Annotated in this window: 14 protein-coding genes; 5 read left to right on the forward strand and 9 right to left on the reverse strand. The window is 58.6% G+C overall.

Annotation, left to right across the window (positions count from 1 at the left end):
• Positions 1-40 precede the first annotated feature (40 nt).
• From ACR0C3_RS03920 to ACR0C3_RS03935, 4 genes are read right to left on the reverse strand one after another with little or no spacing between them, the layout of a single operon-like run.
• Positions 41-652, reverse strand: coding sequence for an ImuA family protein (locus ACR0C3_RS03920; protein WP_480524412.1), 612 nt, complete (start codon positions 650-652; stop codon positions 41-43).
• A gap of 48 nt (positions 653-700) precedes the next feature.
• Positions 701-1,282 (reverse strand): retropepsin-like aspartic protease family protein, encoded by a 582-nt coding sequence (locus ACR0C3_RS03925; RefSeq protein ID WP_480757244.1) that lies wholly within the window; start codon positions 1,280-1,282, stop codon positions 701-703.
• Between the two features lie 39 nt (positions 1,283-1,321).
• Positions 1,322-1,942, reverse strand: a complete 621-nt coding sequence (locus tag ACR0C3_RS03930) for a MarC family protein (protein ID WP_170677742.1) — start codon at positions 1,940-1,942, stop codon at positions 1,322-1,324.
• On the reverse strand, positions 1,939-3,792 hold the full coding sequence (locus tag ACR0C3_RS03935) for an ABC-F family ATP-binding cassette domain-containing protein (protein WP_480757245.1): 1,854 nt from the start codon (positions 3,790-3,792) through the stop codon (positions 1,939-1,941). The genes ACR0C3_RS03930 and ACR0C3_RS03935 overlap by 4 nt, the downstream gene beginning before the upstream one ends.
• 108 nt (positions 3,793-3,900) lie before the next feature.
• Between ACR0C3_RS03935 and ACR0C3_RS03940 the strand changes: the two genes are divergently transcribed.
• Together ACR0C3_RS03940 and ndk are read left to right on the forward strand one after the other, a co-directional pair.
• Positions 3,901-5,103, forward strand: a complete 1,203-nt coding sequence (locus tag ACR0C3_RS03940) for a multidrug effflux MFS transporter (RefSeq protein ID WP_480757246.1) — start codon at positions 3,901-3,903, stop codon at positions 5,101-5,103.
• Between the two features lie 115 nt (positions 5,104-5,218).
• Positions 5,219-5,641 (forward strand): nucleoside-diphosphate kinase, encoded by a 423-nt coding sequence (ndk, locus tag ACR0C3_RS03945; protein WP_155143779.1) that lies wholly within the window; start codon positions 5,219-5,221, stop codon positions 5,639-5,641.
• Between the two features lie 56 nt (positions 5,642-5,697).
• Here the strand turns inward: ndk and ACR0C3_RS03950 are convergent, their stop codons facing one another.
• Positions 5,698-6,045 (reverse strand): TfoX/Sxy family protein, encoded by a 348-nt coding sequence (locus tag ACR0C3_RS03950; protein ID WP_170376712.1) that lies wholly within the window; start codon positions 6,043-6,045, stop codon positions 5,698-5,700.
• A gap of 131 nt (positions 6,046-6,176) precedes the next feature.
• Between ACR0C3_RS03950 and ACR0C3_RS03955 the strand changes: the two genes are divergently transcribed.
• Genes ACR0C3_RS03955 through ACR0C3_RS03965 form a run of 3 tightly spaced genes read left to right on the forward strand, consistent with a single transcriptional unit; the run spans position 6,177 to position 8,911 of the window.
• Complete coding sequence (locus ACR0C3_RS03955) at positions 6,177-7,688, forward strand: CHAD domain-containing protein (RefSeq protein WP_480757247.1); 1,512 nt, start codon at positions 6,177-6,179, stop codon at positions 7,686-7,688.
• A 3-nt stretch (positions 7,689-7,691) separates the two neighbouring features.
• On the forward strand, positions 7,692-8,447 hold the full coding sequence (locus ACR0C3_RS03960; RefSeq protein WP_480757248.1) for a ParA family protein: 756 nt from the start codon (positions 7,692-7,694) through the stop codon (positions 8,445-8,447).
• On the forward strand, positions 8,444-8,911 hold the full coding sequence (locus ACR0C3_RS03965) for a CYTH domain-containing protein (protein WP_480757250.1): 468 nt from the start codon (positions 8,444-8,446) through the stop codon (positions 8,909-8,911). Before ACR0C3_RS03960 ends, ACR0C3_RS03965 begins: the two co-directional genes overlap by 4 nt.
• On the opposite strand, the gene ACR0C3_RS03970 is transcribed toward ACR0C3_RS03965, so the two are convergent.
• The 4 genes from ACR0C3_RS03970 to ACR0C3_RS03985 form a co-directional block, all read right to left on the reverse strand.
• Positions 8,908-10,272, reverse strand: a complete 1,365-nt coding sequence (locus ACR0C3_RS03970) for a sensor histidine kinase (RefSeq protein ID WP_480757251.1) — start codon at positions 10,270-10,272, stop codon at positions 8,908-8,910. The genes ACR0C3_RS03965 and ACR0C3_RS03970 overlap by 4 nt on opposite strands.
• Positions 10,265-10,945, reverse strand: a complete 681-nt coding sequence (locus ACR0C3_RS03975) for a response regulator transcription factor (protein ID WP_170376721.1) — start codon at positions 10,943-10,945, stop codon at positions 10,265-10,267. The genes ACR0C3_RS03970 and ACR0C3_RS03975 overlap by 8 nt, the downstream gene beginning before the upstream one ends.
• A gap of 180 nt (positions 10,946-11,125) precedes the next feature.
• Positions 11,126-12,562, reverse strand: coding sequence for a DegQ family serine endoprotease (locus ACR0C3_RS03980; protein WP_480757252.1), 1,437 nt, complete (start codon positions 12,560-12,562; stop codon positions 11,126-11,128).
• 749 nt (positions 12,563-13,311) lie between these two features.
• A complete protein-coding gene (locus tag ACR0C3_RS03985; protein ID WP_480757253.1) occupies positions 13,312-13,911 on the reverse strand; it encodes a nucleotidyltransferase family protein in 600 nt (199 codons plus the stop codon).
• Between the last annotated feature and the right edge of the window lie 16 nt (positions 13,912-13,927).

Here is a 13,927-nt window from a genome sequence, read left to right on the forward strand (position 1 = left end):
GACCCCTTGGGCCAACAAAAAAATGCGTGATCTGCTGCGCTCAGTCCACGGCGGCGATCTTTTCAAGCTGTAATCCGGCGCGCGGTTTGATCTGCGTGGCCGTCCAACTGACCGGAGGCAGAGCGCGGGCGCGGCGGCGGGTCAGGATCCAGCGGCGCGCCTCGCCCTGATGCGCGGCGGCCATGTGCCAGCGGGTCTCGATCCCTTGCGCACCTCCGTCTCCGGGCGTTAGCAGCAGGCCCAGCGGGGCCCGCCCCATGGTGCCGCCCTGTTCGGCGGCCAGATGCATCCGGCGTACGGGCGTCAGCCCCGGCGCGCCGGGCAGATCACCAACGATCAGCGGGATGGCCCCGCTGCGCAGCGCTTCCTCCATGCACCACAACAGGTCTTCGGCGCGGGTGGGACGGACAAAGATGAACCGGGCGGGATCGGCAAAGGGCATCATCCCGTCTGGGCTCAACTGACCGGGCTCCCACGCAGGGGAAATCCATAGGACCGGCCCCTGCATCTGACCGGCCAGCCACATGGCAAAGCTGCGCCGCGCGGGGCCGCAGCCTTCATGCACGCGCCCCAGTTGCAGGGTGATCCCATCCTGTAGCGTAACCCCCGGCGCGGCGCGCGCGGGCTTTTGACTAAGAAGTTGAACAGACATGAGCAACTCATATCATGTTCTCATTTTGTTCTCAAGCGCTACACATGCCTAGCGCGACAGGATCATACGTCCATCGATGAACTGGATGTTCGAAAACCGATGCAGGTAGTCCATGCCCAGAAGCGACTTGTGCAACTCACCTTCGTTGATCCAGGCCGAGACATTCTGGTCGGTGATTGGCCCCACCGTCAGCGTGTCCAGCCGTACCGGAGCGGTCCGAACCTCTCCATTGGCGGTCAGGGCACGGCCAAAGTAGTTCAGCTGGTTCGGGTCGATCCCCGCGCGTCTGGCGTCTTTGTCGCTGAGAACAATTTGGCTGGCACCGGTATCGACCAGAAAAGTGATCGGTTCTCCGTTCACCTGAACCGGCAGATAGTAATGCCCGTCGGCTGATCGGGGCACCTCGATCGACTCACCAGTCACCGTCATCTGCGGAGCAGGGCCGACCGTTGTGCGGATATCCTCCCACAGGCCAACCACGGCCACGACACCCACGAAGATAAACACCCAGGCCATGACCTGCTGCAGGGTTTTGTTCAGCGATTGGCGGTTCTGCGCCAGGAACCAGAACACAACGGCTGTGCCCAGCACGCTGAGGTAGACCAAACGCATTACATTATCGGTGTCCATGCCGAAATCCTTACTCGCTACACAGCAGTATATGGGGGGTCAGGACGCAAATCCAAAGGCCTTGAGGCCATCCAGAATGAACTGAACCGACAAAGCCGCCAGCAACATACCCAGCAGCCGGGTCAGGACGTTCAGCCCGGTCTTGCCCAGAATGCGGCCGATCAACCCGCCAGCCAGGAAAAAGATCAGGACAACAGACATCACCGCAAGCATAACGATGCAGGCCTCGACAATACCCAGCACGCCGGGATGCTGACCGGCCAGCAGGATGATCGTCGCGATCGAACCCGGCCCCGCGATCAGCGGAATGGCCAGAGGGAAGACAGACGGGTCGGGATGTTCCTCTTCCTCGGCCCGGTCTTCGCGGCGTTTGGTGCGGCGGTCGAACAGCATGTCCAGCGCGGTGAGGAACAGCAACGCCCCGCCCGCAACGCGGAAGGCGGCCATCGAGATCCCGACAAAGCCCAGCAGCGCCTCGCCAAAGGCGGCAAAGGCGATCAGGATGAAGACGGCGGTCAGGCAGCTGCGAATGGCTGTTTTGCGCCGGGTCCTGGCATCCATGTCCTGCGTCAGTGCTACGAAGATCGGCGTGGTGCCGAACGGGTCGATCACCACGAACAAGGTGGTGAAGGCGGTAATGAAAAAGGCCAGATCCATCATGCGGCATTCTCGGCTTGTTCAAGGCGTTCCGCTGCGGCCACCCATAGGGCCTCGGCTTTTTGCATGGCTTCCGAGACCTCGGCGAATTTGCGGTTCCAGGTCTCAAGATCGTTGATCCTGTCATCCTCATACAGCGCCGGATCCGCCAGCTTGGCCGAGAGTTTCTCGTGCATATCCGTCAACTTTTCGATCCGGTCCTCGCATTTGCGCAGATCGGCGCGCAGGGCCAGCATCGCCTCGCGCGAGGGGCGCTTGGGCTTTTCGGTTTTGGGCTTCTCTTTCACTGGCTTTTCCCGCGCCAGCAGCATCGCGCGATAGGCCTCGAGGTCGTCGTCGAACGGCTTGACCGTCCCGTCCGAGACCAGCCACAACCGATCCGCCACCAGCGACAGCAGGTGCATATCGTGGCTGACCAGCACAACCGCACCGGAATAGGCGGTCAGCGCCTCGACCAGAGCCTCTCGGCTTTCGATATCGAGGTGGTTGGTCGGCTCGTCGAGGATCAGCATATGCGGCGCGTCAATGGTGGCGATCAACAGCGACAGGCGGGCTTTTTGCCCACCGGACAGGCGTCCAACCTCTGTCTCGGCCTGATCGGCGTTCAGGCCAAACCCGGCCAGGCGCGAGCGCCATTTGCCCGGCGCCTCATCCGGGCGCAGACGGCGCAGGTGGTCCAGAGGGGTTTCGTCCACATACAGCTCATCCACCTGATGCTGCGCGAAGTAACCGATCCGCAGCTTGTTGCTGCGGCTCATCCTACCCGCCATCAGGGGCAGGCGATCGGACAGCAGCTTGGATAGGGTCGATTTACCCTGACCGTTCTTACCCAGCAGCGCGATCCGGTCGTCCTGATCAATGCGCAGGTTCAGGCGACGCAGAATCTCGACCTCGCCATAGCCGGTTACACCACCTTCGATCTGAATGATGGGCGGCGACAGTTCCTCGGGCTCGGGGAAGGAAAACGCGCGCAAAGCGGCCTCTTGCGGGGTAGAGACCAGCTGAATGCGTTCAATCATCTTCAGGCGGGATTGGGCCTGAACAGCTTTGGACGCCTTGTAGCGGAAGCGATCCACAAAGCTTTGCAGATGCGCGATGCGGGCTTTGGCCTTGGCGTTCTCGGATTCCGCCTGCGCCAGACGTTCCGCGCGGCGCTCGGCGAACTTGTCGTAGGGCGCTGCGTAATAGGTAAGCTTGCGATCTTCCAGATGCAGGATCGACCCCACGGCTCTGTTCAACAGCCCACGGTCGTGGCTGATGATGATGACCGTATGCGGATATTTCGCCAGATAGCTTTCCAGCCACAGCGCGCCTTCGAGGTCGAGATAGTTGGTCGGTTCGTCGAGCAGCAGCAGATCGGGCTGCGAAAACAGTACCGCCGCCAGAGCGACGCGCATCCGCCAACCGCCCGAGAAATCGGAACACGGGCGCAGCTGGTCGTCGTCATCAAAGCCCAGACCTTTGAGGATCGAGGCCGCGCGCGCCTCGGCCGACCAGGCGTCGATATCCGCCAGTCGGGTCTGGATCTCGGCGATGCGAGCGGGGTCTTCGGCGCTTTCAGCCTCAACCATCAGCGCGCTGCGTTCGGTATCGGCGGCCAGAACAGTATTGATCAGCGACACGTCGGACGAGGGTACCTCTTGCGCCACACCGCCAATCCGGGCGCGTTTCGGGATCGAGATATTGCCCGATTCCAGTGCCAACTCACCCCGGATCAGGCGGAAGAGGGTGGTCTTACCGGTGCCATTGCGGCCCACAAGGCCAACCTTGTGGCCATCAGGTATGGTCGCGCTGGCCCCGTCGAACAGAGGGCGGCCCTCAACGGCATAAGTAATGTCTTCGATCCGTAGCATGACGCGCTCTTAGCAGAGCCGTGATGCCGCCGCCAGCGGCTAAGCATGTTCAACTGACCAGCGATGTGTTAGCGCTTTCTCGTTTGCCAATTTGAAACGGTTTTGACCATGCGCGCGGCCCAGACGCCTCCAACTTTGATCACGCTGATCTTTGCTACGGCGCTGTCGGTTCTTTCGCTGAATATGTTCCTACCTTCGCTGGCACATATGAGTGAGGATTTCGCGGTCGAATATGGTCTCGTGAACCTGTCCGTCGCGGGATATCTGGCGGTTTCGGCCATACTTCAGCTGATCATGGGGCCGCTGTCGGATCGTTATGGACGCAGACCTGTACTTTTGATCTGCATGACGATCTTTGTTTGCGCTTCAATTGGTTGCGCCCTCGCGGAGTCGATCTGGCTATTCCTTGGCTTCCGCCTGTTGCAAGCCGCTGTGGTGGCGGGCTCAGTCCTGTCCAGCGCGTCGATCCGGGATCAATACCCACCGAATGAGGCCGCCAGCAGACTTGGCTATGTCGCTATGGCAATGGCCCTGGCGCCGATGCTCGGGCCGATGCTGGGCGGGGCGCTTGATATGCTTTTCGGGTGGCGGGCCGGGTTTGTTTTGTATTCTCTGTTGGGGGCGGGACTGTTGACCTTGCTTTGGTTCGATATGGGTGAGACCAATACCAATCGCTCCTCAACGTTTGCTGCACAGCTGAGAGAATACCCGCACCTGTTCCGTGCCCGTAGGTTCTGGGGCTATGCCCTATGCGCGGCCTTCTCGATTGGAGGTTTCTACAGCTTTATCACTGGCGCGCCGCTGGTGGCCGCAGCGTGGTTCGATCTAAGCCCTGCGATGCTGGGCCTAGGCATTGGCATCATCACCGGGGGCTTTATGGTGGGCAATTTCATCACTGGACGCATCGCTGCTCGGACCCGGTTGACCACGATGATCCTGATCGGGCGGATCGTGGCCTCGACCGGCCCTATGCTCGGGTTGTTTTTGTTTCTGGTCCAGATGGGCTCGGTCTGGGTATTCTTCGGTTCGGCCATCTGCGTAGGGTTTGGCAACGGCTTGACCAACGCCAACGCCTCCGCTGGCGTCATGTCGGTGCGCCCGAAACTGGCAGGCAGCGCCGCAGGTCTTTCGGGCGCGATGATCGTCGCACTGGGGGCTGTGCTGACCTCCGTCACCGGGGCATTCGTCAACGCCGAAAACGGCCCATATCTGGTTCTGGGCATGATGAGTGGCAGCAGTTTCATTGGCCTGCTTGCGGTGCTCTACGTTCGCCGTGTCGACCGTCTAGAGCCTTTGCCTGACACAATCTGAACCGCAAAGCGCGGGGCAAGGCATCATAAGACTTTCCATGAGCCACAGACCATGTTAGGCGGCGCGCGATGGATTTCGGCGCACACCCCGCGCCACATTGTAAGGAGAGGCCGACATGGCACTGGAACGCACATTCTCGATCATCAAACCCGATGCAACCCGCCGCAACCTGACTGGCAAAATCAACGCCAAGTTCGAAGAGGCGGGCCTGCGCATCGTTGCGCAAAAGCGCATCCACATGACCAAAGAACAAGCTGGCAAGTTCTACGAAGTTCACGCCGAGCGTCCGTTCTATGACGAACTGTGCGAATTCATGTCGTCGGCTCCGGTCGTTGTTCAGGTTCTGGAAGGCGAAGGCGCCATTGCAAAGAACCGTGAAGTCATGGGTGCAACCAACCCCGCAGACGCAGCTGCCGGCACCATCCGTGCCGAGTTCGCGGAATCGGTTGGCGAAAATTCTGTCCACGGTTCGGACGCTCCTGAGACAGCAGCGGTTGAGATTGCCTACTTCTTCTCCGGCATCGAACTGGTCGGCTAAGCCGCCACTTTGGTGAACAGATTGGGCCGCTCCTGCTTGGGGCGGCCTTTTTCGTTTTAGATCTGCTTCAGATCGTGCGCTGCAACCCGCACTCCGATGGCGTCCAGATCCGAGACCATTTGGCTTTCCGGGGCCGCCTTGGTGCCGGACTTGATCGTGTCAAACCGTTGTCTTAACGCCTTTTTCTCCTCGCCCTTGCAGTCGTTCCAAGGGCGACCCTGCAGCCCCATCACCAACACATAGTAGCCGATGAAATGTGGTCTTGTGCCTGCCGCCAGCAGCTTGGCATAGGCGGCATCGGCGCCCAGTTCTCGCAGCTCCTGCGCCGAATGGATGCCCGCACGGGTGCAAGCCTGTTCGAAGGCGGGGCCGAGGTTGCGAATGGAGGAGACCGGATCAGACATGACTTGGTTTTAACTTGACGGTTTTGACCTGTCACCCGCACAAATCCCCGGTTTGGTTGATCTTGTTCTTGATGCAGAGCGCGATTCACGGTCTCATGACTTTGTGTGGAAGGATCGGGCAGGGGGAAGACGTGTCGCAGGGAACAAACGGGTTCTTCATCCTCCCCGGCGGGCTTGATCAGGCCGCGTTCGAGCGCGCTTTGCGCGATCACACGGTCGAATTCCAAATGGGCAGTACCGCGCCTGTCCTTATACTTGATTGCCACGATCAATCGCTGCGCAGCTCGGGCCGGGTCCTGTTCGAGAGCAGAGGGAGCTTGCGGCTTGTCTCGATGCAGGGACAGGTTTCAGAGCAGCAGGTCAACGGCAAGGGGCAATTCGTACAGAACCTGCCTGATGGTCCGGTGAAGGCGGCGCTGAGCGGCTTTCCTACTTTGCGCGCCCTGACGCCGATTGGCGAGGGTGAGGATGCGGAAGGCACGCTCGCGATCCTCGACGATCTGCAAAAGACGCAAGTTCGGGGGCATACCCTGTCGCTGCGCACGGATCGCGGGCAGGTGGCGTTTGTCTGGCTGCAAAAACTGCGCGGTTATGATCGCGCTTTTGCTGCGGCCTGTGACAGTCTTGAGAGGATGTCTTCGGGCGGTATTGACGACTTGTTCGACGCTTTGTTTCCAGACATGATGCGTTACCGTGCCAAGCCCGAGATTGCGCTTGGCACGCAAGAACCCTCTTTGGAGGTCGCGACCGACCTGATCCGGATCTATCTCAGCGTCGCACGTCAGAATGAAGCTGGCATAGTGGCGGATATTGATACCGAATTTCTGCATGACTACCGAGTGTCTTTGCGGCGCATCCGCTCAGTTGTGAGTTTGTTCAAAGGGGTGTTTTCAGACCAGCAGACGGCAGAGTTGAAACGGGTCTTTTCGGACCTGATGGCCCCAACCGGGCGATTGCGAGACTTGGATGTCTATCTTCTGGAAAAAGATATGTATCTCAGCCTTGTACCGGCAAATCTTCATGCTGGTGTGCAGGCCATGTTCGACCGGTTCGAACAAGAGCGTGCCAAAGAATTGTCCCGTCTGTCCCGCCATTTGCGCAGTGCCGCCTACGAAATTACGATGACCGATCTGGCGCAGAAATTCTCAAGCCCTGAAAACCTGCGGCCCGGCCCAAGTGCGGAACGTGGTGCCTATAGCTATGCCTGCGCGCTGATCTGGAAACGCTATCGCAAGACTTGCAAACTCGCCCGCAGCATCAGCGAAGAGACGCCGGATCAAACCGTTCACGACCTTCGGGTCGACTGCAAGAAACTGCGCTATCTGATGGAGTTCTTCGGGCCTCTGTTCAATGCAAAGGATTTCAAAACGATCCTCAAGCCTCTGAAAAAGCTGCAAGATAACTTGGGCCTGTTCAATGATTACTCGGTCCAGCAAGAGGCGCTTCTGGCGTTTGTTGCCGACCAAAGCACCGCCCAAGGCCGCGTGGACGCGCAGCTTGGTTTGGCCGCAGGTGGGCTGATCGCCGTACTGGATCAGCGCCAAAAGGCCGAACGTGCGCGTGTGATCTCAAACTTTCAGCATTTCGACAGCCCGGAAATTCGGCATCTTTTCCGCAGCCTGTTTCACCACACAAAGGAGTGAGGAATGAAGATCATTGCCTGCTACAGTAACAAGGGCGGGGTCGGGAAGACCGCGATCTCGGTGAACCTTGCCTATGCCTACGCGCAGGCGGGTCAGCAGGTGCTTTTATGCGATCTTGATCCGCAGGGGGCCTCGGGGTTTTATTTTCGGGTTAAGCCTTCGAAAAAGCTGACGGACGCGCGTTTTTTTGAGGATGTTGAACGGTTTACCAAGGCCATCCGGGCCAGTGACTTCGAAGGCCTGGATGTGTTGCCGGCTAACCTGACATTCCGTGACTTCGACGTGTTCCTATCCCGGATGCGCAACAAACGCTCGCGTTTGAAAAAGGCCCTTGTGGCAGCTGGCAGCGACTATGACGTGATTATTCTGGATTGCCCGCCGAATTTCTCGACCCTGTCAGAGAACATCTTCCGCGCTGCTGATGAGATTGTCGTACCGGTGATCCCGACGACACTTTCGGAACGCACCTTCGATCAACTGGTCGGCTTTTTCGACGAGCACAAGTTGCGGAAAAAGAAGCTGAGGGCATTCTTCTCAATGGTGCAGATGCGCAAGATTTTGCATCAGGACACGATGGAGAAGATGCGGGGGCTATACCGCAAACGGTTTCTGCAGACCTCGATTCCCTTCAGCACAGATATCGAGAAAATGGGCCAGCACCGCGCTCCGGTCAGCACCTATGCTGCACGCAGTGCGGCCAGTGAAGCCTATCAGGCGCTCTATGATGAATTGGAAAACGGGGTGGTTGCATCCAAATGAGCATCGAAATCGAACGCAAATTTCTGGTCGCTGAACTGCCTGATCTGGCTGGAACCAAAAAGGCCGTGGTGCGGCAGGGTTATCTGACGGCCAGTGAGGATACGGTTGAGATGAGGCTGCGGCAGAAGAACGACAGCTATTTTCTGACCCTCAAAGGCGCGGGCGGTCTGGTCCGGGTCGAGCGGGAGGCCGAGATTTCTGCCGATCAGTTCGAAACCTTCTGGCCCGAGACCGACGGACGGCGGGTTGAGAAAGTGCGATACACAGGCACGTTGCCGGATGGGCATGTGTTTGAATTGGATGTGTTCGAAGGCGATCTGGCGCCGCTGTGTCTGCTTGAGATCGAATTCACCTCAGAGCAAGATGCGAAAGACTACACGCCGCCTGCGTGGTTCGGTGCGGATGTGACCGAGGATAAGCGCTATAAAAACAAGTACATGGCGATCAACGGACGTCCGAGTTAGTGCGACAGTTTCAGCGTAGTTTCGAGGCCGGGATCGCAGTTGCGAGCCTCGAACGCGCCGCCATGCATCCGTGAAATTGCAGCCACCAAGGCAAGGCCCAGCCCGGCATTGCGCTCAGTTCGCGCTGGGTCGAGCGTCACGAAGGGCTGCTGCAGGCGAGGTAGGTCCTGTTCCGGAACGCCGGGTCCCTCATCGCGCACGCTGAGGCGGGTGCAGGTGGTGTCCTCTGCAAGGGATACGGTGATGGTCGAATCCTCTGGCGCATAGCGCAACGCGTTGTCCAGAAGATTGGACAAGGCTTGCGACAGAAGGGGACGGTGGCCCTGAATGGGGTTGGCCTGACCTGTCACCTCAAGTCGGACATTCTGGTCCGCCGCAACCGGTTCATAGAGGTCTACGACATCCGCAACCAGTCGGTGTAGATCGACATCCTCAAACTGTTCGCGCCCTAGCCCGGCCTCGGCGCGTGAGATTTCGGTCAGTTGCCCAAGCACGCGCAAGACATGATCGACCTCGGTGGTAGCCCGTGCGATGTCGATCTCGCGGTCCAGATCGCTTTTGTCCGGATCGGAAAGCGCCTCGACCCTTTGTTTCAACCGGGAAAGAGGGGATCGCAGATCATGCGCGATCGAGTTCGACGTCGTGCGCAGGTTGCTAATCAACTCTTCAATGCGGTCGAGCATGGTGTTCAAGGTCCCGGCAACCTGATCGAACTCATCTCCGGTGCCGCGTATAGGCATCCGGCGGGACAGATCACCCGAGACAATGTTCTCCGCCGTGCTGGCGATGTCGGACAGGCGCGAAAACACCAGCCGCGTGAACAGCCACCCAGTCAACAGGCTGAGGAGCAGGGCAATCCCAAGCGCCAGCGCAACCGAGCGTAGCAAGACGCGGTCAAACTGCTGACGGGCAACAGCATCACGTCCAACGATAAGGCGCTCGCCACCGGGCAGGCGGATTGAGGCGGCCGAGACTGGCACCAGCTCATCATTGTCTGCCCGGCGGACCTCAAGATCGACCCAGCCACTGCCTGCCGTGATGTCCTCGGGCCAATGCTTGAGATTGCCCGCCAGCTTGTTGCCGAACCGGTCTGTCAAAAGATAAAGCGCGTCGCGTTCCGAGGCACTGGGCAGGCGGCGTTCGATGGCGGTGATAAGGCCAATGAGACCACGCCGCTCATATTCATCTGCAAGCCCGGTCAGTTCCGCCGAGACGACCGAGCGTGTTTCGGATTCGATGCTGCGATTGGCCGTCACATAGACCAAAGCCAGCACCGTCGCCGTCAGAATGGTGCTGAGAACCATGCTGGCAACGACAAGTCTTGTTCTGGAATTATTTACCGAAAGCCGAAGGTTATCCATCAGACATCATGTAACCCGCGCCCCGGACGGTTTCAATCAGCGGTACATCTCCGCCTTCGTCCAGTTGACGCCGTAGCTTCGAGATGTGGACGTCCACGACGTTGGTGTTCGGGTCGAAGTGATAGTCCCAAACGCCCTCAAGCAGCATGGTCCGCGAGACAACGCGGTTCTTGCGACGCAGGAAGAATTCTAGGATCTGGAACTCGCGCGGGGTCAACGAGATCTCGTGCCCGTCGCGTGTGACCTTGCGGGTCAGCAAATCCATCTCAAGGTCTTTGCAGGTCAGGGTCGGTGTTTCTTCGGCGTCCTGCGGGCGGCGCAGCAATGCCTCGATCCGTGCATGAAGTTCCTGGAAGGAGAAGGGCTTGACCAGATAATCATCCGCGCCCGAGCGTAGACCTTTTACGCGCTCATCAACGGCGCTCATGGCGGTCAGCATCAGCACAGGCGTTTTCAGACCGGCCGCGCGCATGGATTTGATCAGGGACAGGCCGTCCAATCCGGGCAGCATCCGATCCAGAACAATAGCGTCAAAACCTCCGTCAGTGGCGTGATACAGACCTTCGCGGCCATCTGCGGCAACCTCGACCACATAGCCTTCTTCGCTGAAACCCTTCGCGATGAAGTCCCGAGTATCTGCGTCATCTTCGACGATCAGCAGGCGTCTGCTCATGATGGAGGCTCCTTTCTATTCGAATTTAAACACAATTTTTGACCAAAGCACATGGCCTTAGGAAAACACGAGCCGGGTGCGTCCTTGCGCACCCGGCACGCCCGGCGAATTGCGGACAAACCAATCCGCCAGGAGGCGCGCACCAGATCTCCCCATCATGTGGCGCGCGCGGGCCTGAGGTCAGACGATTTCAACCGCCACGAAGATCTGGTTGCCACCGCGGTTGATCAGAACGAGGGCAGGGTCAGTCTTCTCGCTGTCCAAAGCCGCCTTGAGGGCGTCCGGCGAAGCGGTTTCCTGGCTGCCCAGTTTGACGATCACGTCGCCCCGCTGCAGACCGGCCTTGGCCGCAGGACTGTCGGGCTTCAGATCGGTCACAACGACCCCGTTGATCCCTTCGCCAACACCCATTTCGGCACGTGCGGTTTCAGTCAGAGGGGCAACGGTAACGCCAAGCGATGTGCCCGAGACCTCGGCCCCGACGGGCGCGTCGTTCTGTGCAGATGCAGTCTGGTGTTGGCCGATGGTCAGCTCCAGCTGCTGCTCGGTGCCATCCCGCAGGACGGTCAGAACGCTGTCGGTACCCACTTTGGTGGTGCCCACAAGGATCGGCAGGTCGCTGCTATTGTCCACGGGTTCATTGTTGAAGCTCAGGATCACATCGCCTTGCTGCAGCACACCATCTGCTGGGCTGTTGGTCACGACATCGGACACCAGCGCGCCGGTCGAAGCGTCGATGCCCAATGCAGCCGCCAACTCGGGGCTAACATTCTGGATCGAAACACCCAGCCAACCGCGGCTGATCTCTCCATCATCGCGCAGATCGGCCGTGATGTGATCCACGATGTTAGAGGTGACGGCAAAACCCAACCCGACCGAACCGCCGCTTGGCGAGTAAATGGCTGAATTCACGCCGATAACCTCGCCCTCCATGTTGAAAAGTGGGCCACCCGAATTGCCTTTGTTGATGGCGGCATCGGTTTGGATGAATTCGGCGTATGGTCCTTGCGAAATATTGCGCCCTTTGGCGGACACGATGCCGGTGGTGACCGTGGAACTCAGACCGAAGGGGTTGCCGATGGCCACAACGTCTTCGCCGACGCGGATCACGTCGCTGTCACCCAGAGTCACCGCTTGCAGCTCAGTCTTAGGCTCGATCTTCAGGACGGCGATATCGGTCAACGGGTCGGTGCCGACGACCTCGGCGTCATAAGTGCGGTCGTCGCTCATACGGACTGTGATGGTCGAGGCATTGTCGACCACGTGATGATTGGTGACGATGTAGCCCTCGGCATCCAGTACAAAGCCGGAGCCCAGACCCTGGGACGGACCGCGCTGCGGCATGTCGAAGCCTTCGGGCGCTCCGAACCTTTTGAAGAACTCACCAAAGGGGTGGTTTTCCAGATCAAAGTCCTGACCCCGAGCAGGCGTCGCGACCGCGTCCTGTTCGGCAATGATGGTCACGACCGAAGGCGAGACCGTCTCGACCAGATCGGCCAGCGCTTCATCAGCCATTGAGGGCAGGGCCGTTGTTGCCAGAAGGGCTGCGCCTAAGGCACTGGCGCCAACCCAGCTGGATTTGCGCGGAAAAAGTAGTGAGGATTTACGGATGCTCATTTTTTGTCTCCTGTTCACGTCGCGCGAATTGAGGCGCGCGTTGAAACAGCAAATGAACCTTCAATCTGTGTCTTTCCTGACTGATGAATTAAGAAAACTTAATTTTGCCACAAAGCAATTGTTCCGTGTCGGCGGAGCGCTGTTGGGATTCGCGGATTCAGGCCTGCTGACGCACTGCGAATCGGAGGATTGTTGCTGAATTGGCTGTCAAACTTTGAATTTGGTTGAATTGAATATTGAGCAAGAACAAACGGCGGATCGTTTGGCGGCGTTTTTAGTCACTCTACCTAAAGTAGAAGGTAGCCGAAAAATATTCTGGCGATGTAAACTATATTCTTGCAATTACATGGTTATTATTGAATAAGACCACGTTTAATCGGACCGTTTTCAATGCTTCTGCCAACGGAAATCCCCTTAAGGTTGATCTTGACGCGACGGGATGTTGCCCAAAAACCAAACTGAGACGTCCCTAGTTAACCGTTTCTTCTAATTTTACGTTGTTTCGAAGGATCGGATCAGCAAATATAAACATGCCCAAGTGAGGGGGAGCCAAAGGCACTAGGGGGTGCCCGTGGCTTGCTCAGTCTTAAAGCGCTGGTGGCATGTTAACGAGGGGGTCTTGTTTAGGTTTTAGCTGCTGTACGCCTGTCCACCTGTATAGGTGATTTGGTTTAGCTTTATTGATTGCTGAAAGTGGTAGTCCTGTTTTGGGCACACGACCCGGTCTTTAACGACCGGGTCGTGTTCATTTACGACCCTCGTTTTCTGAGCCAGTCCGCCCATGCCTCGGGTGTGTCGAGGTCTAACAGAGCATTGTCGCCGGGAAGACGTGTGAGGTGAGCCTTGTCCTTGTGCGCGCGAATGACGGATTGGGCACCTTGATCTCCAGTCAGCTTCCGAAGTTCTGGAAAAAGCTGGCGATCAAAAAGCACTGGATGACCGGGCTTGCCAGCCGACGTGGCCCCGCGCCAAATCAGATTATCGGGATTGGCGCGTCTCGCGTTCTTCACAGCTCTTAGGTCGTTCGAGGTTAGCTCAGGTAAATCCGCCAGAAGAACCATGACAGCCGGCGCAGCGTCATCCACCTGGGCCAGCGCACCGCGTAGGCTGGCGTTCATGCCTTCTGCCGCATCCGCAATTGGGACCTTCTGCACATCCAAACCGTCCAGCGCGCCGTAGCGAGCATGAGGGCGGGGAGGAAGCGCAACGATCACCGGTCCGACCTCCAAGGCCGTCAAAGTAGATCGCCGCAAAAGGGGTATGCCGTCGACCGCCTGTAGCAGCTTATCTGCACCGCGCATGCGCCGAGATTGGCCTGCCGCAAGCAGTATGATGGGTATGTCTGTCATAGGGGCAACATGCCGT

It is taken from the genome of Ruegeria sp. CK3, from assembly GCF_056536565.1.

What these genes read in the sequence shown, in the direction of transcription:
- ACR0C3_RS03920 (WP_480524412.1), bottom strand. Translation starts at nt 652, where the DNA reads ATGTCTGTTCAACTTCTTAGTCAAAAGCCCGCGCGCGCCGCGCCGGGG.
- ACR0C3_RS03925 (WP_480757244.1), bottom strand. Translation starts at nt 1,282, where the DNA reads ATGGACACCGATAATGTAATGCGTTTGGTCTACCTCAGCGTGCTGGGC.
- ACR0C3_RS03930 (WP_170677742.1), bottom strand. Translation starts at nt 1,942, where the DNA reads ATGATGGATCTGGCCTTTTTCATTACCGCCTTCACCACCTTGTTCGTG.
- ACR0C3_RS03935 (WP_480757245.1), bottom strand. Translation starts at nt 3,792, where the DNA reads ATGCTACGGATCGAAGACATTACTTATGCCGTTGAGGGCCGCCCTCTG.
- ACR0C3_RS03940 (WP_480757246.1), top strand. Translation starts at nt 3,901, where the DNA reads ATGCGCGCGGCCCAGACGCCTCCAACTTTGATCACGCTGATCTTTGCT.
- ndk (WP_155143779.1), top strand. Translation starts at nt 5,219, where the DNA reads ATGGCACTGGAACGCACATTCTCGATCATCAAACCCGATGCAACCCGC.
- ACR0C3_RS03950 (WP_170376712.1), bottom strand. Translation starts at nt 6,045, where the DNA reads ATGTCTGATCCGGTCTCCTCCATTCGCAACCTCGGCCCCGCCTTCGAA.
- ACR0C3_RS03960 (WP_480757248.1), top strand. Translation starts at nt 7,692, where the DNA reads ATGAAGATCATTGCCTGCTACAGTAACAAGGGCGGGGTCGGGAAGACC.
- ACR0C3_RS03965 (WP_480757250.1), top strand. Translation starts at nt 8,444, where the DNA reads ATGAGCATCGAAATCGAACGCAAATTTCTGGTCGCTGAACTGCCTGAT.
- ACR0C3_RS03970 (WP_480757251.1), bottom strand. Translation starts at nt 10,272, where the DNA reads ATGGATAACCTTCGGCTTTCGGTAAATAATTCCAGAACAAGACTTGTC.
- ACR0C3_RS03975 (WP_170376721.1), bottom strand. Translation starts at nt 10,945, where the DNA reads ATGAGCAGACGCCTGCTGATCGTCGAAGATGACGCAGATACTCGGGAC.
- ACR0C3_RS03980 (WP_480757252.1), bottom strand. Translation starts at nt 12,562, where the DNA reads ATGAGCATCCGTAAATCCTCACTACTTTTTCCGCGCAAATCCAGCTGG.
- ACR0C3_RS03985 (WP_480757253.1), bottom strand. Translation starts at nt 13,911, where the DNA reads ATGACAGACATACCCATCATACTGCTTGCGGCAGGCCAATCTCGGCGC.